The following is a 25099-nucleotide window of genomic DNA, read 5'->3' on the forward strand; positions in this document are numbered from 1 at the left end:
TATAATTTTCTATGTTATTCCATAAAAAAAAGAAAATTGAGTAATTTTATCCACTCTGTTACATTGTATTACGTCAACTAATTCTTAAGTCAGCACAAACTTCAAGAATATGCAATCAGGAAAAGAGGATTTATTACTACGGAGTAAGGGAGGAGAATCCAACGACTATCGTGTCAATTTAAATTTTAAATCTCTCACTCACATGAGTATCTAAGTCGACTAAAAAGTATCATCCACACTGCTTGCAATAAATATGCTTAAGGGGATATTACATGGGAACTTATGCGGAAATGTCCAAGCAACCACAAGAAAAAAAATCTTCATTGTTCAAAAATGTCTCATTTCTTCTTGTCCTGCTTTCAATCACATTCAACAGTTCTGGGATTTCAATTTACCTTTTAGCAGAATCATGGTATGTCGTAAATCACCTAACAGCGGGTAACAGCTTAGGTATTGTACTGATGGCTACAGCCATCCCACGTCTAGTACTAATGCCCTTTACAGGAATTCTGGCAGACCGCTACAAAAAAACATATATTATGTTTCTATCCGATATATTTCGGGGTCTGTTGTTAATCGTTATGGTGCTTTGTTTTCTATCAGATATCTTAAGCTTCTACGCAGTCGTCACCTTTGCTATATTATTCGGGATTTTAGAAGCATTCTATTGGCCGGCTTCATCCTCACTCATTCCTGTAATCGTTTCAGAGAATCATCTAGCTCAAGCCAACTCATTATCTCAAATCATTCAGCAATTTTTCACTTTGGCGGGGCCTTTGATTGGGGGGATTATTCTTACCTATGGTTCTTACCATCATTTGTTTGGAAGTATTTCGGTAATTTTAATTCTTGGAGCATTTTCTTCACTATTTGTCAGTAAATACATGCATAAAGCCCAGCATTCCTCTTCTGAATCTTTGCATCTTGTTAAGGCATGGAAGGAAGGTATCCATTTCATAAAAGAGGATGCGTTCATCAAAGCCATTATTATTGTCTTAATCGTAGCTGGTTTCTTTCTCACGGGCCCACTATCTATGGCTATTCCGTTACTTGTAAATTCAGTTTTACATGGAAGCGCATTAACACTCAGTTACCTAGAAATGTCTGTAACTGTAGGTATGATTGCTGGTGGAGTCCTTATCGCAGTGTCCAAGATCCAAAAACGAAGAGCATTGATTTCTCTTCTAAGTCTTGCACTATGCGGACTTGCTATTTTATTTTTAGGGATTAGCGTAAACTTTTTGCAAACCCTGGTATTATTAGGCATAATCGGGTTCGTTATCTCTTTTAGTAATACTTTTTTTGTCACTCTGCTTCAGGAGAGAACCCCTCAGGATAAAATCGGGAGGGTTTTAAGCCTTGTTACTACAGCAACGACAGGACTCGTACCTCTATCACAAGCCTTGATTTCTTTTTTTCTTAATAAAGGTCTGCAGATTTCTCAAATACTGGTTTACTTTGGAGTCATCGTATGTGTATTTTGTGTCATGATGATGTTAATGTTTCGTCCGATTCGAAATGCATAATCTAGCGGAAAGGAATTCCTACCTTGGTAAAAAACGAAAAGATACTTTTAGTGGATGATGAAATAGGCATTCTAACTTTATTGGAAGTGACCTTGAAAAAGGAGCATTATACACATATAGACCGCTGTACAAATGCAAAACAAACGTTGGAAATGGTTCGAAAAACTAATTACGATCTACTCATACTGGATGTCATGCTACCTGACATGAATGGTTTTGAGCTATGCAGTATGGTAAGAAGCCACACCAATGCCCCGATTATATTTATCTCGGCAAGTTCGAGTGATTTTGATAAATTAACGGGGTTAAGCGTGGGCGGGGATGACTACATTACAAAACCATTCAATCCATTAGAGGTCGTAGCTCGGATTGAGGCTCTATTCAGGAGACAAAAAAAATACCAAACTCCGTCCTATGCTACACAGGAAAATCAGGAAATCCGGGCAGGACGGCTTATACTTAAGCCGTCCGATGCCCTGCTAATATTTGACGATCAAAAAATCGAATGCACGGCTAAGGAATTGGACCTCCTTCGTTTCTTCTTAAGAAATCCAAATCGGATTTACTCCACTTCACAGATTTATGAATTGGTATGGGGAGGGGTACCTTTTTATGGGGAAGAAAAGACAGTGACCATGCATATTTCAAAAATAAGAAAAAAACTTGAAATCAATCCAAAATCACCCGAAATTATTATTAATCTTAAGGGAATTGGTTACAAGTTCATCCCCCCACAATGAAGGGACCGAAAATGAAAGTTAAGCTTCGTTACGGTATTCACTTTATTTTAGGTTTTCTGGCTTGGCTATTGAGCATGGCGTTCATGACCATCTTAACAACAGAAATAATTTTACCTGTTCTAGGTATTACAGCTGATAACACAAACTATGATTTATTTGTAACACTAACCTTTGTGGTTAATATCATGATGTGCAGCATAGTTTTTAGTTGGTATTTCGGGGGCCCGCTATGGTTTATCATGTCATGGATTGATAATTTGACAAAAGGAAAATACGAAGCTCCAGTTACTAGAAAGAATAAAGTATACACCAAGAAACACAAGCTCAGACGGCCTTATCGTTTATATAAAGAAGTCATCGATAATATACACATTCTAGCCGATAGCCTGCAAGAAGCAGAATTGGAAAGAAAAAACATGGAAGAATCCAAGCGGGACTGGATTGCCGGGATATCACATGACCTCAAAACTCCGCTTACCTACATTACTGGCTACACTGCTTTGCTGATGAATGATGAATATATTTGGAGTGTAGAGGAACAGCAATCCTTTTTACTTGAAGTTCATAATAAAAGCCTGCACTTAGAGAGGTTAATTCAGGATCTTAATCTCTCCTTGCAAATTGAAAATGCAACATTTCAGATCCCTATTCATCTTAAAAGCGGAAACCTGATATCTTTCATAGAAAACCTAATTACTGATATACGCAATAATCCCAATTCTGCAGAATACAAGATAAGCTTTCACACTGAGGAAAAGACTATTATGACAAGCTACGATGAACGCCTACTGTATAGGGCTTTACAAAATCTATTAATGAATGCGGTAATTCATAATCCGGCAGGTACTGAGATCAAACTAACATTAGCCTTTAAAAATGATTCATCAATAGAACTAATCATCTTTGATAACGGAGTAGGTATGCGACCAGAAACGCTCAAAAATATATTCACAAAATATTATCGGGGCTCTACTACGCATGCACCGGAATTTGGTACCGGACTCGGAATGGCCATTGCAAAACAGCTCATTATTGCCCATAATGGCTTGATTAGCATGGATAGCGAGCTCTCAAAAGGTACTATAGTTTATATCACTTTACCTTATATCAAAGAAATAAGCGCTGATTAGAAATCAGCGCTTGTTAGTATGTGTGGTCTTTTCAGGCTATTATTTAATCACAATGGTTCCGGAAGAAGTTTCAAGAGAAAGTACAGGACTTTCATCTGTTACCTTACCAATTTGGGCATGTAATTCTTTATCAGAGCTGGATGGATCAGAAGAGGACTCCAACGAAGACTCAATTTGACCAGAGTTCGTAACGGCATTAATTCTTAGTGACGATGGGACAGGATCCAGCTCGACCTCAATCTTACCGCTATTGCTTCGGACACTGCTATTCTGTTCGATCTCTCCTTTATGAGAAATATTAATACTACCGGTATCTGCACTTACCTCCATCCCGCCATTTATCCCTACCAAATTAATATCCCCTGCCGACATACGACTTACAATTTTCTCCCCTTCAAATCCATTAATATCAATAGAACCGGAATCTCCAGATACATTCAGTTCTTTTGATTTACTATCTTTTCCTGTAATTTTTCCGGACTTTGTAGTTAAATTCACCTTATCATAGAGCTGATTAGGTAAAGCTACGTATACCGTAGTCGTTTTAGGATTAAATATGCTTGAAGATCCCGGGGCATTCACCTTAAGTGCGGCCCCCTCTTCCACTGCTGTTACATCCTTATCCGTTGATCTAACTTCAATCTTTCCGTTACTCGACTGGGTTAGCTCAATATTCTGACTATCTGTTTGAACATAAATTTCCTTTATATTGTCACTATTGAACGTTTTCACTTCAATCTTCGCATCAGAGTCTGAACTACAACCTGAGATAATCACTATCAGCATACTGACATACAACAGGGACGATACCTTATTTCTCCATTTTTTCATGATATTCTCCTTTGATAGGCCGATTTATTTTGGCATCCTTTTTAAAACCATAAAATAACTTTCCTTCCTGAAAGTACTGTATCATAATACCTACCACTAAAAGCACAAACGTCAATATCATATATAAAGCCACGTATCCTGTTGGAATTCCTAAAAAATTCAAATACGGAAGATCATTTACAGGGCCCAGATACCACAACAGCATATACAATACCTCGAAAAGCTTTCTCGATCGGGTCATTGTCCCCAGCGTTAAAGCTAAAGTCGGAACGAAAATAAGACCCACTACCCATGAATAGATATACGTAAGCTCCCCTTCCAGAAAAAAGTGGATGAGAGCGCCAGAGGAAATGAGTAGTGTCACTAAAACACCCGCGATCCAGACAGAGAAAAACTTATACAGACGTGGGCAACTGGATAATAATATTTCATTCGTGGAATAAAAAAACTCTCTGTTTCCCATCTGTGACCATATTGCAAGAGGCCATAGCAAAAGAACAGGCAGCCAGCTTTTGATCTGATCTAATGGTACCAGCAAACTCGCCACCATCGAACCTAACACCAGCAAATACCACCAGATAGACATTCCCTTTAGCATAATACGAAATTCAGCTCTAACTAAACGGGACAAGCGCACTCTCTTATCTTTTTTCACAGGCGATAATTGATAAGATTTGCGGTCCTCACGTTCTACCACTTTATTCTTCGTGTCATGATCAGGAAGCCTGACAGAAAAAGCTGTTTTAACTGTTGCAAATCGATTAAACAACTGAGAAGAAAGCAGAATGATAAACATTGCCGCGAGTACCCAAATCAAACGCGAAGTTAGTAAGTGACCCGTCCAATTCACCCCGCTCCACTCAAAGGTAGGGGTTCTCCCTTCAATGGGATAGTAGCCGATACTTCCTCCTATTTCATTTGCGGAAATAAAGTCAAAATGAGTTGCCGCCTCTTTCGTCATTCCCGTCTGGATTGCATTTATCCCAAAAACATCCCATAGACTACTGGAGTTTGAAATAGACATCACACTAAGAAAAATCCAAATGGCGAAAAACAATACATTCCCTAATACACCCTTTAACCCAGGAAAAACGTCAAACAGCACTGTAAATGCTGATAAAAGTAGCAAAGAGGGGATACTTACAAATAGCAAAGGGAGCAAGTAAGCTGCAAGGTTGATGTGCAAATCCTCTCCCCGAAGCAACTGCATTCCCATAAAGGCTACTACTAGTACCAGTTCAATGATCATAAGCACACAAAAATTTGATAACGATCTGCTGGATATATACCGAAGATTACGAATAGGTGTAGATGCGATAATTTGACCCATCTTCAGGCGCTGATCCTCAGAAATTTTACTTCTTAGCATATAAAATCCAAACAGCCATAACAGCATGGTAGATAGCATCGCAACCATTGCACCTAGCCAGTATGAATTATAAATACCCCGTACACCCTTGATATAGAAGACCTCATAACCGTCCGACGCCGCAGGAATCAAAGCATATCCAAGGAACAAGGTGATACCCATAATCAACAGAAACGAGTACCTTCTCATTTCCTGGATTACATTTCCTTTGAGTAAATATAAGTAATTACTTCTCATGGTGTCACTCCTAAAGCAGCTACAGAGTACAAATAAGCGTCCTCTAGTGAAGGTTGCAACGGTACCGCATTCTCACCGGGACGAACGTCCGAAACGATGCGGACGTGCACTCCATCGCGCCGATGAATTGCACTGCTGATTGCATATTTCTCCTGTACCTCCTGCAAGCTAGTCGAGGGAATTACGTAATCCCACACCTTGTGATCGACCGTTTGAATAAATTGTTCTGGTGTTGTATAGGTTATGAGACGCCCCTCGGACATAACCGCAATATTCGGAGCAATTGATTCGATATCCGTCACGATATGAGTGGATAAAATTACAATGCGATTAGAGGATTGAGAGGACAATAGATTTCTGAAATTTATCCGTTCCTCAGGGTCCAAGCCAACCGTTGGTTCATCAACAATCAAAAGGGAGGGATCATTCAACAATGATTGTGCAATGCCTACTCGCTGTTTCATCCCACCTGAAAATCCACCCAACAAACGCTTTCGTGCATGAGAAAGGTTGAGTGCTTCCAAAAGTTCGTCAATCCGTTTCTTAGCCGACTTCATAGTCAAGCCTTTCATAGCTGCTATATATTCTAAGAATTCAACCGGATTCATATTAGGGTATACACCAAAGTCCTGAGGTAAGTACCCTAACTCACTCCTTAATTCATCAGGATTTTTAGCAATGTCTATGTTATTCCAACTAACAGTTCCCTTTGTAGGCTTCTCAATGGTAGCCAATATACGCATGAGTGTCGATTTGCCTGCTCCGTTAGGGCCAAGTAATCCCAATACTCCTGGCTTTAAATGTAGAGACATATCTCTTAATGCTTGCTTAGAGCCATAGGTTTTATTAACATGATCCATCGTTAATTCCATTCAAATCCCCCATTTACACTCTAAATTTTGATTAACCCTAGCAACAGCTTCTCCTTTAAGTAATTTAAGAATACCGTACGTGTTTAAAAAAATAGTAAAATCCTAGATATATTTATATATTTTTTTCATTGTCTGTGCAGAATTCTTCAGGTCGATAATAATCGGTAATTTCAATAAAGACGTCATAATCGTGCTTCCTCTTTATGTAAATTTGAAAATATAACATGGTCATTCCTCTGTTTCACAAGTATTTTTTGGGTATTTATAGGTGATACATAGACAAAGTTCGGCATCGAACGGTAAAATTAGACACAATGTATCCACTATTTAAATTTTAATAAATCGGAGGCTTACGACATGAAATGTCCAGTATGTAATCACGAAAATGGAGATGCCCGTTTTTGCGAGAGGTGCGGCTCTAACCTGAATGGAACACATGAATCAGACAATAATGTGGAATCTGTAGCACACACAGACTCATCTGATGCAAGCTCGGAATACACCCGCTGGTCCAGCACGCAGGAGCCCGTTTCGAATAGAGCGGTATCCGCAAGCTCATCCATCTCACCAATCCCGTCACCTGCTCATGATCATGACGATTCCAGTAACAATGATGCGAGGGAGCATGGTTCTGCTCACAGCAGTAGTGGCAATCAATGGAACAACTTCGTTCAGAATGAGAAAGTACAACAAGCCAAAGAAGTAAGCAAACAATACCTGACCTATTTCCTCAGCGTACTGGCTCGTCCGTATCAATCGATGAAAACCGTCGGCGAACAGCATGCCCTGAACGGGTGGCTAACGATGGCATTGTTTGCTGTATTAACCTCTACATATGTTCTGATCACATTTGGCCGCCTCGGTGCGGAAGGCATATTTATTAGCGGATTTTTGCGCCCGCTCCTGTTTTCAGCTATTATTCTGGTTGCTGCTGTTGCGCTCATCTATGGTGTACTTAAGCTGGAACGAATTACGTTCCGTCCGAAAATTCTGGTTGCCCAGTTCGGAACTTTACTGGTCCCTGCAATCGCTACGCTTCTGCTCGCTAACTTGATGATTGTGATCTCCTACTCGTTTGCGATCTCGCTACTGGTGCTGTCGTATATTATGGTGTTTGTTGCGATGAATACGGTGCTGTTCCAGCATCCGCTCAATCGAACCAAAGCTGCCATTGACAGCACGTACAGCGTGTTGATTGTGAATGCTGTATTGTTTTACTTAATGTATCGTTTGTTATTTTCGACTATAGCTGGCTTGTTGAGCCCGTTATTCTCGCCGTTTGGACGCTTGTAAATTCGTTTCTTCTACTTAAAATTGCTGAAATGGTGACTTCCCCCGATTGTGGGGGGGGGTCTTTTTCATTTGCCAAAGGCAACATTGCGCGGATCATATTCCATACACTATAATGTGTAGTGTAAAAAATATGTTTGTATTTACTTATAGGAGTGAGTATCGGGATAGGCGACTTTGCTCTCTAGAGGGGAGTATATCAGCCTTTTGGATTAGGAAATGTAGCTCGTTTCTTCAGTCGTAGGTACGGACAAGTTTGCTTTCGTATTGCTAAGCTTTGATTGATGGTTGCTCTACTGTTTTTTCTTTGTTTCTTGCTTGGTTTCTAATGTTTATTTAGCTTGTTTGTATTTTTTCTTTATTTTGCTTCACCTTTATCACTACATTGCGTAGTGTAAATATGAACTAATTTAAGACGAAAGCGGAGGAATTGGAATGGACATGACCCACATGGATCATATGCAAATGGAACAACAAACAGGTACCTCATATCTGGGGCTGATCATTGGAGCCGCTGTGCTACTACTTTCGATTGCAGCTTATATCTGGGCATCACGTACACGTGGCAAAATTGTTAGTCATATGAAAAAGAACGAACGAGCAACCATTCAGAAGAAAAGTCGTTCGATTCGGCTTACGGCTCATGCTCTGATGGCTGTATCAATCATCTCATTTGGATTTTTCTTCCTTCAAGGTGCCGGAAAGACATATGATGTAGCCGACCTCCCGAACAATGCAACCATTGATGTGACGGATGACAAATACTATGGAGCCACCCACACCGAGGAGCCGATCCAGTATGAAATGAAAATACCGACATCAGGTCCACATAATCCACATGATATCCAATTTGGATTTTATACCGACTTCCCGGGGTATCCTTATCTGGTTCACAACATGGAGCATGGAGACATCATCATCTATTATCGTGAAAATGCCAGTAACGAGCTGAAGGAGCATCTCCAATATCTCGCAAAATTTCGCCAAGCCGGGTCAGGCATTCTTGCCGTACCCAACAAAGATATTCCTGACGGTAGCGAGGTCGTTGTGACCGCCTGGACCAAAACAATGAAGCTGGACAAGTTTGATGATGCCAAGGTAGGTACGTTTATCCATCGTTACATCAATCAAGGGCCTGAGAAGATCCCGCCATCCATTCGCCAAGGCGGCGGAACAATGTAGCGTGGATAATCAATCCGCGTAAGAAGAGATATAACCCCTTTGATGTAAAATAAACACTATAGGCAAATTTAAATGTAACGATCTCCAGAACCCTTATCTCCTGAAAAAGGAGAGCTTACGCTCAGAAACAATCCTTTTACGCAAAATAAGGTCTCTCGGGAATCGTTACATTTTCAACTGTTCCAAAAGAAGCAATTAGCGCTTCTCAGGATGGTTAGGCCCCACAACTGAACACAGCAGGATGCCGCCACATAAAATACCAGCGTCAACCTCCGCCCCCTCCCCTAATCCTTTCCCAATCATATGCCGATAAATGGAAGTAGAAATGCATACATAACATATACGCTCACAAGGGGGAGCAATTGGAACGATGAATAGTTTGTTTATGCGAATTTTTTTGTTTTTTTCCTGTTTGATGCTGGCTGCGGGGGCCATTTTGGGCATCACCATGTATCAGGCGTCTGCTCAATTGGTTGAACAATCGATGGGGATGCAGGCACAGGCTGTAGCTGAACGGGCAGCCGCTTTGATTGATACGACACTGTATGCTCCACTCAGCACGGGGCAGGACAAAACGGCGTATTACGATACGCTGCGCGCACAACTTAGCCAGTTGCGTGAAGCCAACGGACTCAAATATTTGTACACACTTGGCACACGCGAGGAAAGTGGAAAGGTTGCGTATTATTACGTGGTAGACGGGGCCGCGCCGGATGTAGCCGAGGATGATTTTTCCCCGTACGGTACAACGGAGGAAACACTGTACGATGGCATGCTTCAAGCCTTTTCAGAAGACACATCCGTTCGCGGAGAGCTTACTCGGGATGAAGATTACGGGGCTACGATTACCGCTTATGTACCGATTCATGGATCGGATGGCAAGATGTTAGGCATTGTAGGCGCAGATCTGGACTCTACCGCCGTCTATGAACTCATGTCGAGCAACCGCATCACGATGGTTTGGACAGCGCTGGCGATTGTATTGCTCAGTGTATTGCTGGTGTATATTTTCGCACGTTATCTGACAAGGCCACTGGTGAAGCTGAAACAGCTCATTGCCGAAGTTGGAAAAGGGGACCTCACCGTCAACGTGGAGCTTGGACGCAAAGACGAAATTGGCCAGCTCGCTTCCGAGTTCAAACACCTGGTTACGGATACCCGGCAAGTCATGACGGGCATTCGCCAAAGCTCGGATTCCCTGCTTCACGCCGCAGAAGGCGTATCCCGGCATTCCCAGGCAACGGCCGAGGCCAGTCAGCGGATTGCAGAGCATACGAATCATACTGCACAAGGGGCTTCCGAACAGGTGGTACGCGCTGGAGAAGTCACTGTAGCCATGGAAGAAATCACACGTAGCATGCAGCACATTGCTCATTCTTCTTCCAGAGTTGCCGACGTATCACAACAGACAACGAACGATGCCATTCAAGGACAGGCGAAGCTGGATACAGCCATCCGTAGCATGGACGGGATTCATCGGGCCAACGTACAGATGGCCGCATCGACGACCCAGCTTACGGATTACTCCAGCCAGATTGAATCGGTAGCCCAATTGATGAAAAATATTGCTTCACAGACAAATCTGCTCGCACTCAATGCCAGTATTGAAGCAGCCCGTGCAGGTGAACACGGCAATGGTTTCGCCGTAGTTGCTTCCGAGGTCCGCAAGCTTGCAGGAGAATCCGAGCAATCTTCACAACATGTAGCCGAGTTGATTGCAGAGATGACACGTCAGACCTCTTTGCTTGCAGAACATATGTCGGCAAGCACTACAGCGGTGCAATCCGGTCTGACCGTTGTGCAAGAGGCAGGTCAATCGTTCTCCTCCATTCATGGCGGCATTGAAACGATCAACGAGCGCCTGCATGAAGTGTCCGCAGCTTCTGAACAACTGTCAGCAAGCTCGGAGGAAGTGTCGGCATCCATTGAAAACATGGAACATATCTCGCGAGAATCCTCATCCAGCATCCAGAAGGTATCTCAGGCTGCCGAAACGCAGCTGCAATCCATGGGTGAGATCAGTGCTTCTGCCGAGTCGCTACGTGTTTTATCGAGCGAGCTGAATGGCCTGATCAGCCGCTTTAAGATCTAGTTCGTTGCCCACTTGCTCCACACCAAAAAGCCGCATGGCAGTGATCCACATCATCGGGATTCTTCCCGATCATCGGAACACAGCCTGCGGCTTTCTTTAGCTCTTACCTTTATACGATGCGTATCGTTGATACGTATCGTATAAAGGTCTTTTTATCTTACATGAAGGTCAGCCCTGCGGCTGCCGATCATTAGTAACGCTGCGGAGCAGCTTTTTTACCCAAATCCGTCATGTATGTGAAAAATGCTTCCGGATCTGTATCATACACCAGTTGTACCGGACGTCCGTCCGCTTGCTCCACCGTGCGGCCTTGGCTTGGGCCATCTGGAATAACGATGCAGTTCACGGTTTTTTTCTTCACGATGTCCTCGCGGCCTACGGAAGCCGTAGTCAGCACATCCCACAGATAATACGTGGAGTTGGTTTCACTGTACACCAGTGGCGGACAACCTGCATAACAGTTCCCCAGGAAATCCACGCCTTCGAAGCGGCGTTCTGCTGCCCAGCGGTTACGGACTGCGGGTGTAAGAGGTACTTTGTTCGTGCTTTCCAGTGCAACCAGATCAATCTGGATGCCGCTCTGCCATACGCGATAAGCCGCTTCCGGGTCCCAGAATACGTTCCATTCCGCCGTACCGTCATGCTCCGGCTCTTCTACGTTTCCGCGTTCGAATGTACCGCCCATCCATACCAGCTTGTCGATTTTCTCTTCGATGTCCGGTGCTTCGTCCAGCGCACGCGCGAGGTCTGTCAGCGGGCCAGTGAACAACAGCAATGTTTTGCCTTCGGTATTACGTACTTTCTCAATTAGATGCTGATGCGCAGGAATAGCCGAGAGCGGCGCTTCCATTTTGCCGGATTCATTCAGAACAGGCAGTGCATCTACATAGAATGAGTGCAGTCTCCATGCAGCTGGAAACGGGTTTTTGCCTCTGGAATTGGATTTAGCCACTTCGATAGAATACGTCCCGAAACGATCGATAATTTTACGGCTCGCATCGGTTGCCGGCTCCAAATACCCGTCTGCCGGAATAACCGATACACCGGTTACGTTTACATTGTCCATTTGCAGAAGCATAAACAGCGATACGAGATCATCCACGCCGCCGTCATGATTGAAATACACATTCAGTTTGTTCGTCATGCTTGCTTTCATCCTTCCTCTGGTTACCCCATTGATGTGAACTTGTCCGTCTGCCCAAGGCCGACGCTTCTTCTATTATGTCCCATAACCCTAAGCCGAGTAAACCTTCCGCACCCAAAGAATCCCGTATCCGCAACATATCCTGCGCATTTTTACCAGCTTATCCATTCCATCTCAGACATACAAACCCAAGGCTCTCGCCTCTGGTAAAAAGAAAGATGGACCACGGGCATCAAGCCCCGCCGTCCATCTGTCCCTCTCCATGGTTTACAGGGATCGGGTTGGTTTCTTCTCTTGCTTCTCGGCAATCTCCGTATACTTGCCTGGCCAGAAAGCCCATTTGCCCAGCAACGCTGTAATCGCTGGCACCATGAACGGACGAACCAGGAACGTATCGAGCATAACACCTACCGCGGTAATAATCCCGAACTGCACCAGCACCTGAATCGGCAAGGTTGCCAGAACGGCGAACGTACCCGCCAGAATCAGACCTGCAGAGGTAATGACCGATCCTGTCTCACCTACGCCTTCCTTGATCGCCTGACGAAGTGGCATCGTTTTGCGTTTCTGCCAGATGCTTGAGATCATGAAGATGTTATAATCCTCGCCGAGTGCTACGAGGAAGACAAAGGAGTACAGCGGGATGGCTCCCTGAATCGCTTCTGCTCCAAGTCCATAGTGGATAATGATCCAGCCTAGGCCCAGTGCGGAGAAATACGACAGGACTACAGTGACAATCAAGTATGCCGTCGCAACGATCGAGCGCAGATAGAGCAGCAGTAGCAGTGTAATCATACCGATGACGACCGGAATAATAATCTTTGCATCCCGCTCTCCAGCGACTTCGATATCATATTGTTCGGCAGTCTGCCCATCAATCCACACTTGTTGATCCACATTGGTAACTCCGGCGTCTTTCAATGCCGCTTCCGCCGTAGCCCGCAAGTCAGGAATATGCTGCATCGCTTCGATTGAGTAAGGATTGAGATTGAACTCTACGTTATACGCCGTAATGTTGGCATTCTCCGCGCCTTGCTGCGGGTCACCCACCTTGCTGATATAATCCAGTGATTCGAGACGTGTTTTCAGATCTGTCTCTTTGCCCCCGGCATCCACGATCACTTTAACTGGAGCGAGCTCACCTTGCGAAAATTGCTCCCCAATGACCTTGAAGCCTTCACGGGAAGGTACATTTTCCGGGAAGGAGGATAACAAGTCGTACGTAAATTTCACTTGTGTTGAAAAAGCAGCCAGTCCACCGAGCAGCACTACCGTAATCGCCAGAACCGTCCAAGGTTTAGTCGTTACGATGCGTCCGATCCAGCTTTCACGGACTTTACGCGGAGCCGGAGCCGGTTTGCCTTTTTTCTTCGCCCGCTCCACTTCCATCTCGTGAGTACGTGGAACGAACGGATAGAACGATCCCCGTCCGAAGATGGCCAGCAGCGCCGGAACCAGTGTCAGGCTTGCAATAAACATGATGAAGATGGACAGACTGAAAGGTACGGCAAAACGATGATATGCACCGTATTCAGCTAACAGCAATACGAGTAGAGCTGCGACAACCGTAAATCCACTCATCGCAATCGCGCCAGATGAACCGGTGATGGCTTGGAAGATCGCTTTCTTTTTATCCGGCTCATGATAGAGAATTTGACGGTATCTGGAGATCATAAACAGACAGTAGTCCGTACCTGCTCCGAAGAGTAATACAGTCATGATGGAGATCGACTGGGCGTCAACTGTAATCCAGCCCTGATCCGCCATAAATCCGAGAATCGGACTGGTGACCATATAAGCGAAACCTACGGCAATAATCGGAATGATCGCTAGCACCGGTGAACGGTAGATCAGCAAGAGCAACACGAGTACAAGCACGACAGTTGCGATGAGCAGAGACACATCGGCGGATGAGAACAATCCGCTTGCATCAATCGATATGCCCACTGGTCCGGTTACGCGTGCAATTAACTTGCCTTCAGTATCTATTGCCGTATCAAATGGATTCATGCCGAAGATGGCTTTTGTTTTCTCCTCTAACCCTTCTACACCTGCCTTCAGTTGCTCTGAGTCGGCATCTTTGTTGAAAAACAGCGGCATGACGATGGTGCTTCCGTCTTCCGAGAGCTGACCTTTAATCGCCTGCGGTGGCAGCTGATACAGTGGCACAACGGACTGTTGCTGCTCCACTGGGTCTTGATCCAATCGCTCGGTTAACGCCTGAATCTGCTGGATTTGATCCTCTGTGAGTCCAGCAGAGTTACGCCAGACAATCAGCGCGGGTAAGCCCTCGCCGCCAGGGAATTCCTTTTTCGCCAAGGCAGCGGCCTGTACGGAAGGTTTTGAATCACTTAAATCTTGTGCGTTGTTGGTCTCACGTTGATTTACTGCCGGCCACACCAGACCAAGTACAACCGCAATGATAATCCATACGAGCAGTGTCACCCATTTACTTCGTTTGCCCGCTACGAAGCGGCCATAACCTGAACCTTCCTGCATGGTCTAATCATCTCCCTAGTTTTGTTTTAATCCATATAAGTTGAACAGAAAGATGGTTTGCACAGACACTTCGATGACAGAATAACCTGGAAAGTAGCTGTGCAAAGTAAACAGTTCAACTCATACGAGAAATCTTTTTATCAAAAACAGCTTTTAAATTAATGTCATGGTATGGAAATGAACCATGGGTCATAATATAATCGAGTTAATTATATATACCGGAAGGTTAATTATGCAATCCCTAATTTTTTGAAAAGTCACAATACGTTATTTTATCGTAAATGAGGTCGAGTATGATGAACAAAAAAACAAGAAAAGAAGCACGCCCGGCGCGTGCTCCAGGCAGACCCAAAGCAAGTACAGATCAAGCTTCCGCCTACAATAACATCCTAATGACGGCCTCACGGCTGTTTATGGAATACGGATACGAAGCCGTTTCCCTTCAGCAGATCGCTTCGTTATGTCAGGTGACCAAAGCATCGATCTATTATCATTTTTCGAGCAAACCGGAACTTTTCACCATAGCCATTACCCGTATGATGGCGATGGGCATGCAACAGACCACACTGCGGCTTGAAGAACCCGGCACGTTGTACAAACGGCTGGTCAACGTGGCGGATGCCAAGATGCAACAGTCTCATGTGGATACGGAAACGATGATGCGTGAAGCCGAAACGTATCTGAATGCCGACCAGTTTGCTCAGATCCGGGATGCGGAAAATCGTATCTTCGAAGTTCTCGCTACACATTTCCAGCGGGAAATGGATCATGGGTATCTGAGAGAGGCCAATCCCCTGCTGCTTGCTCAGGCCTTCACGTCCCTGCTGATGCTCGCCAATCGTGAGGAAGTGCGTCGTATGCACGATACGATTGCCGAACTAGCCGAGGAACTCGTCGGACTCTTTTTGAACGGAGCGGTTAAACATCCATAGGATGATTAGACGTGTAAACACACCTTACCCTCTACCGTTCCATGTGCGCATCTGGCATCACATGGAGAACATTTAGTAAGATTACGGTGATCGTTAAATCGGCCAAATTGGGCTAGAACAACCTTGACGTAGATCAGCAGAACGTCTCCCATACACGCGCCAGCGCAGCGATGCCTGGCTCGATGTTCTCTGCTTCAATGCCGGCAAATCCGATGATAAACTCTCTTTTGCCGTCAGCCGGAGCACTTCCGTTTGCCCACAGATACTCCGCCGAGGCCACACGTATACCCATCCCTAACGCCGCAGCCACCATATTCCTGGCGGCATTCGGGTTGATCAGCCTTAATACCAGATGGAATCCGGCTTGTTCGCCCTTGATCTCCATTCCGGGTTGACTCCCGAAATGCTGCTGGATGGCCTGCACAGTCAGGTCATGTTTGCGTTTATACAGGTTGCGCATTTTACGAATATGTTTACCCAGCTCTCCGTCTCGCATGAATAACTCCAATGTCCGCTGATGCAGACGTGAAGCTGACTGTTCGAACAGAACCGTTCGATAAACCTCGCCAAAATGGGGAAGGAGCGCCTTCGGCAAGACCATATAGTGCACACAAAAGGAAGGTGCCAGCACCTGAGAGAATCCCCCCATATAGATGACAGGAGCGTTCTCCCGCAGTCCTTGCATCGAAGAAATGGGACGGCCGGAATATCTGAATTCACCGTCATAATCATCCTCAATCAGATAGGCCCCGGAACGTTCCGCCCAGTCCAGCAAAGCGAGCCTGCGGCTGATAGGCATCGGCATGCCCATGGGAAACTGATGCGACGGGGAAACACCAGCTAACGACACATCTGCCTGATCCAGTTCATCCAGATTTATGCCTTCGCTGTCCAGCGAGATTGGGATAATCCCGTATCCATAATTTCGAAAGGTTCCGGGTAACAGGCGATACCCGGGGTTCTCCACGGCAATGGATCGAACTCCACCTTTCCGAAGCATCGTCTGTGTAAGCAAGGACATAAGCAGATGTTGCTCTGCACCTACCACGATCTGCTCAGGCGTACAACGAACTCCTCTAAATTGTCCTAAATAGGCTGCAATCTCGTTGCGCAATCCCCACTCACCCTGCGGGTTTCCGTAAAATAATAAACCTTTGGATTCTTCACGCCACACCCGGTTCGCGTACTGCTGCCATTTCACATAAGGAAACAGGCTAAAATCATTGTGCGACATATGAAAATCATAGGTAACATTCGTCACCGGACGCAAGCTCTGTAGGTCTGGTGATACTACTGTAGAACCTGCCTGTTCCTGCCTGTTGGTTGTACGGGTATAGTTAACCTCTTTTTCATTTTCTGCCGAAGGTATATCGGACTTCCCCAATAGCATATCGTGATAACCTTCGACCACAGCTCGAACGCGATAACCTCTACGTGGCTCGCTATATACGTATCCTTCCGCAATAAGTTGCTGGTACGCTGCTTCCACTGGTGTTGTGCTTATGCCCAGCAGTTCTGCCCATTTTCGCACAGAAGGAAGACGGCTGTGTTCCACCAATTCTCCGCTTAAAATTTCCCGTTTGATATGATCCGAAAGCTGAATATAGACGGGTGCACTGTCGTGCTCATCAAGTTTAGGTAATTGCATCATAACTGCCTCACTCCATCTGTCCTTTTCATTTTATTAAAACTGTATATTTGGAAGTATACAGCATTGAGATATACTCATGTCAGAAGCAAGGAATTGCAAATAATATTCAGGCGAAACAACACGCTAGATGCCTCAAAAATCTCGCGCTTCACAAGTTTGCTTGAAATAGATCAGGAGGGAAACCAACCTATGTCACACCTTACATCTACAAATCGTATCGCCAAACTCATGCAGACTGAACGCATTTACCTGCGCCCATTCGATATCACCGATGTGGATGCTTATTATCCAAGCCTGTTTGAGCCCGAAATGCGTAAACAAACAGGAACTCAAGCGAGCTTTATCCGTTCTCAGGTTGAAAAGTATGTAGAGAGTTTAGCTCAGGACGACTCGCGACTGAACCTGCTTATTGCATTACAAAACACCGACGAAATCATCGGGGATGTCGCTCTGATGGACATGCATGCCAAAAATCGCAGTGCACATATTCGCATCGCCATCGATCAGCCAGCTCACCAAGGCAAGGGATATGGTAGTGAAGCGCTACTGCTTATGCTGGACTACGGCTTCGGCATTGCCAATCTACACCGGATCGAGCTGGAGGTCTTTGCTTTTAACGAACGCGCCATTCGCACGTATGAGAAGCTCGGCTTCCAGCGTGAAGGCGTGAAGCGGGACATGTTGTACTACAATCACCAGTATCATGATGCCATTCTGATGAGCATTCTTGAGCATGAGTTCCGGGAGAAACATCTGAAAATAGACAAATGATAGAGTTCACGCAAAAAATACAAAAACCGGGGAGGTTATTCCTCCGCCCCGGTCAGAAAATGCAGATGACCCGCCAGCACCGACAGCTCGGCGGGTGTCTCCATGTACAATTCGCCATCCGTATCGGCTGGCATTGGTACATCTGTTTTTATTTTCAACGTAGACGCCTTGAAGTAGGAAATACTCTCATTCCGGGGTTGCCATTCTCCCTCTGGCTTATGTGAAAGCACCTCACGCAGAAGTGGAATGCCTGTCTCATGAATAATAAGCACATCCAACTTACCATCCTGCAACGCATCCGGAGCAAACGGTAACGCATTCGTGCCCAGAAAACGTCCATTCGCCGCGTAGATCATCACCGCTTCGCCTGTTGTCCGCTCTCCATCGATCTCTAGCTCATACTGAAATGGCTCGGAACGGGTTAGCGTCTGGAGTGTGCTGATGAAATAACTGACTTTGCCGAGCGCCCCTTTTAAATTCTCGTTAATGTTCTGTGAAGCCTCACTGATGAGCCCTATTCCGAAAAAGTTCGTAAACACCCGATCATCTGCTCGTCCCACATCCACCGAGATAACACGACCTGCCAGCATCTCTTGTGCCGCTGTCTCTGTATCCGGTGAAATCCCAAGTGAACGTGCAAAATCATTACATGTACCGCCTGGAAGTACACCGATCTGTGGAGGATTTTGCAAGGATGCCAGCCCGTTCACACACTCATGCACCGTACCGTCGCCGCCCAGAATAAACACCACATTGAACTCTTCCCCGCGCTTCCGGCACAGCTTCTCTCCTTCACCCGGTTCATCCGTCCGAACCACGACCAATTCATGAATAGCTGGAGCAAGTACGCCTGTGACCAGACCTAATGTATTCTCCCGATTGGCTTTCCCTGCATGAAGATGATGTATTAACAAGGCTTTATTCCATTCCATGCTGCTTTCCTCCATTCCAATGCTTGTTTCCCTTTACCCAAAAAGGTTGAAGTGATAAACAAAACCATGGCTCAGCGCATGATCGTGACATGCGAACCGTGGTTGTGAAGGTGAAGCTTCATATGAAGAAGCAACAGACGGAATATGCATCGTTTTTGTTGTTCATGCGTAATACCAGATAGCTGTACAGGACAAGCTACTTTCGTTTCATTTATGGCAACGTGAGCTGTATGTTATTATTCTATAAAAATAAAGCTTCTGTTCTGTCTGTAACAACAAATGTATCATCATCTTTTATCATCGTTTCCCATCTCTGCTCTTATAGCCATTACCTGCTTTAACCGGATGTATGCATGAGAAAAAAGGTTCCTCCGCAACCTATGAGATATAAGCAACAACTTCGCGGGAGCAACCCATTCAATTCGCTTCAAAACGGTTATATGTACACTATACACGAATGGAGGAATTCCCTATGATTCCAGCTACAATGGAGCAATTAGAGCAAGTTCGCAAGGAATGCCGTACGATGGTTCGCAAAAGAGCAACTGCTTCAGCCGGCTCCACACTCGTACCGCTTCCCGGTACAGATGTCATCGCTGATGTGGGAATGCTGATGCAGCTGTTACCTGCCATTAACAATAAATTCGGATTATCTCAAAAACAGCTCGACGGCATGGACCCTGAGACGAAGTCCATGATTTACGGATTTGTGATGTCGATCGGGAGTAAAATCATCGGCCGTATGGTCACGAAGGAACTGGTCGTTCAGGTGCTCAAACGGGTAGGTGTACGAGTAGCGACTAAATCGGTCGCCAAGTTTGTTCCGTTTGCGGGGCAAGGTCTCGCCGCCGCTCTCAGCTTCACTGCCATGCGGTATGTGGGCAACAAACATATCGACGACTGTTATGAAGTGGTTAAGCGTATGATTGAACAGCGCGAAGGCCTGCCTGGTGAACCGGCAACGGCATCACTGGAGGAAGCTACCCTCCATCACCTTGAGGAAAACTTGCAGGATATAGCTGAACATGAAACAAAGCAGCATGCTGATACGAAAGAGGAAGAGGAAATCATACAGAACCATCAGAGCACCAGTGAAGGTAAGAAGGGTTTCCTGTGGAGAACCAAGCTTAAATAGTACGTTAAATTGCCTTCCATACATTGCATATCTGCAAGCGAACATGGCTGGCGGGACAAGGCACAACATCGATCCGCAGGAAAACTTTGTGGCATAGCAGTGATAACACAAACGGGACGAAGCAGTGCAACGACTGCGACGTCCCGTTTGTTTGGGTTTATATTACACCAGAGGTGCGAAGAGCACCGTGGTGGAGGTTCTATTTTCCCAAAAAACTATGGTTCTAGACAATCCTGACGGGTCCTGACAGCCTTTTAGATATCCACTCTAGTCTGTTAGATCGCCTGTGGTTGTTGCTCCGTAAACTGACTGTTGTACAAATCGGCATAGAAGCCCTGTTTCGCCATCAGTTCCTCATGATTGCCCTGCTCAATAACGTTACCATGATCCATGACCAGAATGAGATCGGCACCACGAATGGTAGACAAACGGTGAGCGATAACAAAACTTGTACGGTCTTGCATCAGCTCATTCATCGCTTTCTGGATAAAGACCTCGGTCCGTGTATCAACGCTACTGGTTGCTTCATCCAGAATCAGGATAGACGGGTTCGCCAGAATCGCTCTCGCAATCGTCAGCAGTTGTTTCTGACCTTGAGAGATATTGGACGCCTCTTCATTCAAAATCGTATCGTAACCGTCCGGCAGTGTGCGAATGAAATGATCGGCATGCGCAGCTACAGCGGCTTTAACCACTTCCTCTTCCGTTGCACCTTCCCGTCCATAAGCAATATTATCCCGGATTGTACCATTAAACAGCCACGTATCCTGAAGCACCATACCGAACAGACCACGCAGATTACCACGGGACATGTCTTTAATGTTAATGCCATCAATAGTAATCCGGCCACTCTGGAGTTCATAGAACCGCATAAGCAAGTTAATCAGTGTTGTTTTCCCGGCACCTGTCGGCCCAACAATAGCTACGGTCTGACCTGGTGCCACATTAATATTCATATTGCGAATGAGCAGTTCATCTTCTTTATAACCAAAATCCACTGCCTCAAAAGCTACAGCCCCTGTCGGGTAACGCAACGTTGCAGGTTGTTTCGACTCAGGAACTTCCTCTTCCTCATCCAGCAGTTCAAACACACGCTCTGCCGAAGCAATCGTGGATTGAATAATGTTCGAGATGTTGGCAATCTGGTTAATCGGCTGTGTGAACTGACGCGAATACTGTGTGAAGGCCAGAATGTCCCCGATGGAGATGGAACCCCGTGTAACAAAAATCCCGCCGACCACACAGATCAGCACATATCCCAGGTTACCGACAAAGTTCATCAAGGGCATAATAATCCCGGAGATAAACTGAGCTTTCCAACCCGATGCATATAACTCTTCATTCACTTTCTCAAACTGCTGTACGGATTGCTCTTCACGTCCAAAGGCTTTGACCACCTTGTGGCCGGTATACATTTCTTCTACGTGACCGTTCAGTTCACCAAGCGACTTCTGTTGCCCGGCAAAATGCTTTTGCGAACGGGAAGCAACCAGCATAACGACCACGACACTAAGCGGTAAAGTCAAAATCGTAATCAGCGTCATCCATGGACTGATCGTCAGCATCATAATGATGACACCCACAATCGTCACAACGGACGTAATGAACTGGGCCAAACTTTGTTGCAGTGTGTTACTGATATTGTCCACGTCATTGGTTGCACGGCTAAGCGTCTCTCCATGTGTACGGGAATCGAAATATTTCAGCGGTAAACGTCCAACCTTGGCACTGATCTGCTCGCGCATATCATAGACGACCCGCTGAGCTACACCAGCCATCAGATATTGCTGTACATACGCAAAAGCGGCACTGAGCAGATACAGTCCAAGCAACAGGTACAATACTCGCATCAAAGCTGGAAAATCAATCCCGGCTCCCTGCACACCCTGCATTATCGCAATGGCTCCATGGGCAAGGATATCTGTACCCTCAGCCATAATCTTCGGACTAATAATGCCAAACACGGTACTTAGAATGGCAGCAATCAGCACGCCGATTAGACGAGAGCTGTGTGGCCGGAGATACTGAACCAATCGGCGCAGTGTACCTTTGAAATCCTTCGCTTTCTCGGCTGGAGGCCGCATACCCATTCCGCCGCCAGGATGACCCGGTCCGGGTCCGCGTGGAGCACTGGATGCTTTGTGCTGTGCTGTACGTTCACTCATGCGATCTCCTCCTCAGTAAGCTGGGAGGATACAATCTCACGATATACTTCATTGTTCTCCAGCAGCTCTTTATGTGTTCCGGAACCGACAATTTTGCCCTCATCCATGACGAGAATACGGTCTGCATCCATTACCGTGCTTACCCGCTGAGCTACGATCAGCACAGCCGCTTCCGTCGTTTCCGATTTGAGCGCAGCACGAAGTTTGGCATCCGTTTTAAAATCAAGGGCCGAGAAACTGTCATCGAAAATATAAATTTCAGGACGGCGAACGAGTGCGCGTGCAATGGACAAACGTTGTTTCTGTCCACCTGACACATTATTCCCGCCTTGTGCAATCAGACTGTCATACCCTTCCTTCATCTCGGAGATGAAGTTTTCGGCTTGGGCCGTACGTGCCGCATGAATAACTTCATCCATACTCGCATCATCCTTACCTTGCCGAATGTTATCTGCAACCGTACCGGTGAAAAGGACGGCCTTTTGCGGGACAAACCCGATTTTGGATCGAAGTTCTTCTTGTTTAAGCTCCCGCACATCGGCCCCATTCACACGCACAGTACCTTCGGTCACATCATAGAAACGCGGAATGAGGCTGAGCAATGTGGTTTTGCCTGAACCCGTACCGCCGATAATCGCTGTCGTTTCACCGGAACGAGCCGTAAACGAAATATCGGACAGGGCAGCATTTTCTGCACCCGGATAGCGGAAAGTGACACGATCGAACTCAATCGTTCCTTGCATCGATTTCATCGTGCCGGGCTGTGCAGGGTCATACAGATCGGGCTGCATATCAAGCACTTCATTGATCCGTTCTGCCGAAGCTGATGCTCTTGGAATCATTACAAAAATCATGGATACCATAATCAGCGAGAACATAATCTGCATCGCATATTGCACAAAGGCAATCAGGGAACCAATGTTCATATGACCGCCATCAATACGCAGGCCACCAAAGTACAGAATGGCAATCATCGAAAAGTTCATGACCAGCATCATCACGGGCATAACGGTCGCCATCAGGACATTGACCTTGATCGACGCATCCCTTAATTCCGTATTTGCCCCGTTGAAACGAACACGCTCATGCTCGCCACGGTTAAAAGAACGAACAACCCGGATACCTGTCAGCTGTTCACGCAGGACCAGATTAAGGCGGTCGAGCTTTTTCTGGATTTGCTTGAATAGCGGAAATCCTTTGGAACCGATTAAGGCGATTGCTCCTGCAAGTACAGGCAGAACAACCAGGAAGATAGTGGACAGCTTCGCGTCCTGAGAAACGGCCATGAAAATCCCCCCGATACACATCATCGGAGCCATAATCATCATGCGTAGCATCATCGTTAATACGTTCTGCACCTGTGTAATATCGTTCGTTGTACGCGTAATCAATGAAGCGGTGCCCAGCTTGTCGAATTCCTGTAGTGAAAAATTCTCAACATGCCGGAACACTCTACTGCGCAGCTGCTTGGCAAATCCGCCTGCTGTGCGCGAGGACAGATAACTCGCGATAATGGAACATGTGGTTCCGCCAATGGCAATCAGTAGCATGAAACCGCCAATTTTCCAGATATAAGGTACATCGCCTTTGACGATACCCAGGTTGACGATATCAGCCATTAACGTAGGCAAGTACAGCTCCGCCATCGTTTGCAGAAAGATGAGTGCCAAAATAAAAATAATCGGAATACGATAGGGCTTTAACATGCGAAATAACTTCATCATGGCGTATCATCTCCTTGTTCGGGTGTTTCTGTATCAGGTGCTTTATTGTCGTTTTCATGTCCTTCATCATGCCCGGAAACCTGTGCATCAAAGAAGGTATACACCTTGCTGAGCAGTCCAGCCAGTTGCAAACTATCCTCTTCGCCCAAATGTTCAACCAGTCTGTTGAAGGTAGCCATTCGTTCTTCATGGGCTGCACGAATAATCGCACGGCCAGCATCTGTAATCGTAATCCGTACAGCCCGGCGATCCTCGGGGTCCATCGTCCGCTCAACCAGCCCTTCATCCTCCAGGCCGCGAATCACGGGTGTAATGGTCGGTGATTTTACACGCATTAAAGCGCTAATTTCGGACACTTTTAATCCCGGATGTTCCTGGTTTAAATGGCTCTCGAAATCGGGCGGATTATCCCGCCAATCCATGCGCTCCCCTGGATGTGCCCCATGAAGCAAACAAGCGAGTACCATAATTTCGTTGTGATTGCGTCCATGCGGTTTATGTTGTCTCCATTTGCCTTTGTTAAACTGCATGATGGAATATAAAAGCTTCTGGGCTACCGGATCAATCCCAGTCATCTCATCGTCCTCCCTTCATCGGAACATCATGTCCCGTAAAACAATTAATAGTTTCCCTATTAAGTAGGTCTTTTATTTAATAGCCATTCAATCTAATAGCAAACCAATTTAATAGCAACACAATTAATTAGGTTACCTAAGTATATTATCAGCTTATGCATATGTCAATCATTTCATTCATGTCAAAAGCATCCAATGCCCACAGGCCTTTCATGCCATATGTTCGCCCATATCATCACTTACTGTACAATGACAGCATGATGACTCTGATCCATCAGCATAACAAAAAAGCCCCCAATCTC

Annotated in this window: 19 protein-coding genes; 9 read left to right on the top strand and 10 right to left on the bottom strand. The window is 45.7% G+C overall.

Translation table 11 applies throughout. The annotated features are described in order from the left end of the window. The first annotated feature begins 272 nt into the window (after positions 1 to 272). The 3 genes from FS818_RS18265 to FS818_RS18275 are packed head-to-tail and all read left to right on the top strand — an operon-like array spanning position 273 to position 3396. Entirely contained in the window at positions 273 to 1526 is a 1254-nt protein-coding gene (locus FS818_RS18265) for an MFS transporter (RefSeq protein ID WP_145333575.1), read from the top strand. 23 nt (positions 1527 to 1549) lie between these two features. Beyond that, positions 1550 to 2266 (top strand): response regulator transcription factor, encoded by a 717-nt coding sequence (locus FS818_RS18270; protein WP_145333576.1) that lies wholly within the window; start codon positions 1550 to 1552, stop codon positions 2264 to 2266. An 11-nt stretch (positions 2267 to 2277) separates the two neighbouring features. Further along, on the top strand, positions 2278 to 3396 hold the full coding sequence (locus FS818_RS18275) for a sensor histidine kinase (protein WP_145333815.1): 1119 nt from the start codon (positions 2278 to 2280) through the stop codon (positions 3394 to 3396). Between the two features lie 39 nt (positions 3397 to 3435). On the opposite strand, the gene FS818_RS18280 is transcribed toward FS818_RS18275, so the two are convergent. The 3 genes from FS818_RS18280 to FS818_RS18290 are packed head-to-tail and all read right to left on the bottom strand — an operon-like array spanning position 3436 to position 6705. After that, positions 3436 to 4227, bottom strand: a complete 792-nt coding sequence (locus tag FS818_RS18280; RefSeq protein ID WP_145333577.1) for a DUF4097 family beta strand repeat-containing protein — start codon at positions 4225 to 4227, stop codon at positions 3436 to 3438. Next, positions 4208 to 5833, bottom strand: a complete 1626-nt coding sequence (locus tag FS818_RS18285; protein WP_145333578.1) for a hypothetical protein — start codon at positions 5831 to 5833, stop codon at positions 4208 to 4210. The genes FS818_RS18280 and FS818_RS18285 overlap by 20 nt, the downstream gene beginning before the upstream one ends. Then, positions 5830 to 6705 carry an ABC transporter ATP-binding protein gene (locus FS818_RS18290; protein WP_145333579.1) on the bottom strand — a complete coding sequence of 292 codons (876 nt, stop codon included), beginning with the start codon at positions 6703 to 6705 and terminating at the stop codon, positions 5830 to 5832. Before FS818_RS18290 ends, FS818_RS18285 begins: the two co-directional genes overlap by 4 nt. A 357-nt stretch (positions 6706 to 7062) precedes the next feature. Between FS818_RS18290 and FS818_RS18295 the strand changes: the two genes are divergently transcribed. The 3 genes from FS818_RS18295 to FS818_RS18305 all read left to right on the top strand — a co-directional run bounded on the left by FS818_RS18295 (position 7063) and on the right by FS818_RS18305 (position 11269). After that, on the top strand, positions 7063 to 7998 hold the full coding sequence (locus FS818_RS18295; RefSeq protein WP_145333580.1) for a zinc ribbon domain-containing protein: 936 nt from the start codon (positions 7063 to 7065) through the stop codon (positions 7996 to 7998). Positions 7999 to 8445: 447 nt separating this feature from the next. Then, positions 8446 to 9177: a DUF3105 domain-containing protein gene (locus FS818_RS18300; RefSeq protein WP_222128827.1), complete on the top strand. Its 732-nt coding sequence runs from the start codon at positions 8446 to 8448 to the stop codon at positions 9175 to 9177. 385 nt (positions 9178 to 9562) lie between these two features. Further along, positions 9563 to 11269 carry a methyl-accepting chemotaxis protein gene (locus FS818_RS18305; RefSeq protein ID WP_260989907.1) on the top strand — a complete coding sequence of 569 codons (1707 nt, stop codon included), beginning with the start codon at positions 9563 to 9565 and terminating at the stop codon, positions 11267 to 11269. Between the two features lie 190 nt (positions 11270 to 11459). On the opposite strand, the gene FS818_RS18310 is transcribed toward FS818_RS18305, so the two are convergent. Both FS818_RS18310 and FS818_RS18315 read right to left on the bottom strand, forming a co-directional pair. Then, positions 11460 to 12413, bottom strand: coding sequence for a nucleoside hydrolase (locus FS818_RS18310; protein WP_090924098.1), 954 nt, complete (start codon positions 12411 to 12413; stop codon positions 11460 to 11462). Between the two features lie 267 nt (positions 12414 to 12680). Continuing rightward, entirely contained in the window at positions 12681 to 14912 is a 2232-nt protein-coding gene (locus FS818_RS18315) for an MMPL family transporter (protein ID WP_145333583.1), read from the bottom strand. Positions 14913 to 15208: 296 nt separating this feature from the next. Between FS818_RS18315 and FS818_RS18320 the strand changes: the two genes are divergently transcribed. Further along, positions 15209 to 15844, top strand: a complete 636-nt coding sequence (locus FS818_RS18320) for a TetR/AcrR family transcriptional regulator (protein WP_145333584.1) — start codon at positions 15209 to 15211, stop codon at positions 15842 to 15844. Between the two features lie 133 nt (positions 15845 to 15977). Here FS818_RS18320 and pdxR read toward each other — a convergent pair whose 3' ends face one another. Next, positions 15978 to 17492: a MocR-like pyridoxine biosynthesis transcription factor PdxR gene (gene pdxR / locus FS818_RS18325; RefSeq protein WP_260989908.1), complete on the bottom strand. Its 1515-nt coding sequence runs from the start codon at positions 17490 to 17492 to the stop codon at positions 15978 to 15980. A gap of 192 nt (positions 17493 to 17684) precedes the next feature. Between pdxR and FS818_RS18330 the strand changes: the two genes are divergently transcribed. Beyond that, complete coding sequence (locus FS818_RS18330; protein WP_145333586.1) at positions 17685 to 18266, top strand: GNAT family N-acetyltransferase; 582 nt, start codon at positions 17685 to 17687, stop codon at positions 18264 to 18266. A 35-nt stretch (positions 18267 to 18301) separates the two neighbouring features. Here the strand turns inward: FS818_RS18330 and FS818_RS18335 are convergent, their stop codons facing one another. Continuing rightward, positions 18302 to 19198, bottom strand: a complete 897-nt coding sequence (locus tag FS818_RS18335; protein WP_145333587.1) for a diacylglycerol/lipid kinase family protein — start codon at positions 19196 to 19198, stop codon at positions 18302 to 18304. 472 nt (positions 19199 to 19670) lie between these two features. Between FS818_RS18335 and FS818_RS18340 the strand changes: the two genes are divergently transcribed. Beyond that, positions 19671 to 20333, top strand: coding sequence for a hypothetical protein (locus tag FS818_RS18340; protein ID WP_145333588.1), 663 nt, complete (start codon positions 19671 to 19673; stop codon positions 20331 to 20333). A gap of 275 nt (positions 20334 to 20608) precedes the next feature. On the opposite strand, the gene FS818_RS18345 is transcribed toward FS818_RS18340, so the two are convergent. From FS818_RS18345 to FS818_RS18355, 3 genes are read right to left on the bottom strand one after another with little or no spacing between them, the layout of a single operon-like run. Beyond that, positions 20609 to 22498, bottom strand: a complete 1890-nt coding sequence (locus FS818_RS18345; RefSeq protein ID WP_145333589.1) for an ABC transporter ATP-binding protein — start codon at positions 22496 to 22498, stop codon at positions 20609 to 20611. Then, positions 22495 to 24222 carry an ABC transporter ATP-binding protein gene (locus FS818_RS18350; RefSeq protein WP_145333590.1) on the bottom strand — a complete coding sequence of 576 codons (1728 nt, stop codon included), beginning with the start codon at positions 24220 to 24222 and terminating at the stop codon, positions 22495 to 22497. The genes FS818_RS18345 and FS818_RS18350 overlap by 4 nt, the downstream gene beginning before the upstream one ends. Next, positions 24219 to 24797, bottom strand: a complete 579-nt coding sequence (locus FS818_RS18355) for a MarR family winged helix-turn-helix transcriptional regulator (RefSeq protein ID WP_145333591.1) — start codon at positions 24795 to 24797, stop codon at positions 24219 to 24221. The genes FS818_RS18350 and FS818_RS18355 overlap by 4 nt, the downstream gene beginning before the upstream one ends. Between the last annotated feature and the right edge of the window lie 302 nt (positions 24798 to 25099).

Source organism: Paenibacillus xylanexedens (assembly GCF_007680605.1).
GTDB lineage: Bacteria > Bacillota > Bacilli > Paenibacillales > Paenibacillaceae > Paenibacillus > Paenibacillus xylanexedens_B.

What these genes read in the sequence shown, in the direction of transcription:
- FS818_RS18345 (WP_145333589.1), bottom strand. Translation starts at nt 22,498, where the DNA reads ATGAGTGAACGTACAGCACAGCACAAAGCATCCAGTGCTCCACGCGGA.
- FS818_RS18295 (WP_145333580.1), top strand. Translation starts at nt 7,063, where the DNA reads ATGAAATGTCCAGTATGTAATCACGAAAATGGAGATGCCCGTTTTTGC.
- FS818_RS18300 (WP_222128827.1), top strand. Translation starts at nt 8,446, where the DNA reads ATGGATCATATGCAAATGGAACAACAAACAGGTACCTCATATCTGGGG.
- FS818_RS18265 (WP_145333575.1), top strand. Translation starts at nt 273, where the DNA reads ATGGGAACTTATGCGGAAATGTCCAAGCAACCACAAGAAAAAAAATCT.
- FS818_RS18280 (WP_145333577.1), bottom strand. Translation starts at nt 4,227, where the DNA reads ATGAAAAAATGGAGAAATAAGGTATCGTCCCTGTTGTATGTCAGTATG.
- FS818_RS18350 (WP_145333590.1), bottom strand. Translation starts at nt 24,222, where the DNA reads ATGATGAAGTTATTTCGCATGTTAAAGCCCTATCGTATTCCGATTATT.
- FS818_RS18285 (WP_145333578.1), bottom strand. Translation starts at nt 5,833, where the DNA reads ATGAGAAGTAATTACTTATATTTACTCAAAGGAAATGTAATCCAGGAA.
- FS818_RS18310 (WP_090924098.1), bottom strand. Translation starts at nt 12,413, where the DNA reads ATGACGAACAAACTGAATGTGTATTTCAATCATGACGGCGGCGTGGAT.
- FS818_RS18315 (WP_145333583.1), bottom strand. Translation starts at nt 14,912, where the DNA reads ATGCAGGAAGGTTCAGGTTATGGCCGCTTCGTAGCGGGCAAACGAAGT.
- FS818_RS18275 (WP_145333815.1), top strand. Translation starts at nt 2,278, where the DNA reads ATGAAAGTTAAGCTTCGTTACGGTATTCACTTTATTTTAGGTTTTCTG.
- FS818_RS18340 (WP_145333588.1), top strand. Translation starts at nt 19,671, where the DNA reads ATGATTCCAGCTACAATGGAGCAATTAGAGCAAGTTCGCAAGGAATGC.
- FS818_RS18305 (WP_260989907.1), top strand. Translation starts at nt 9,563, where the DNA reads ATGCGAATTTTTTTGTTTTTTTCCTGTTTGATGCTGGCTGCGGGGGCC.
- FS818_RS18290 (WP_145333579.1), bottom strand. Translation starts at nt 6,705, where the DNA reads ATGGAATTAACGATGGATCATGTTAATAAAACCTATGGCTCTAAGCAA.
- FS818_RS18355 (WP_145333591.1), bottom strand. Translation starts at nt 24,797, where the DNA reads ATGACTGGGATTGATCCGGTAGCCCAGAAGCTTTTATATTCCATCATG.
- FS818_RS18330 (WP_145333586.1), top strand. Translation starts at nt 17,685, where the DNA reads ATGTCACACCTTACATCTACAAATCGTATCGCCAAACTCATGCAGACT.
- FS818_RS18320 (WP_145333584.1), top strand. Translation starts at nt 15,209, where the DNA reads ATGAACAAAAAAACAAGAAAAGAAGCACGCCCGGCGCGTGCTCCAGGC.
- pdxR (WP_260989908.1), bottom strand. Translation starts at nt 17,492, where the DNA reads ATGCAATTACCTAAACTTGATGAGCACGACAGTGCACCCGTCTATATT.
- FS818_RS18335 (WP_145333587.1), bottom strand. Translation starts at nt 19,198, where the DNA reads ATGGAATGGAATAAAGCCTTGTTAATACATCATCTTCATGCAGGGAAA.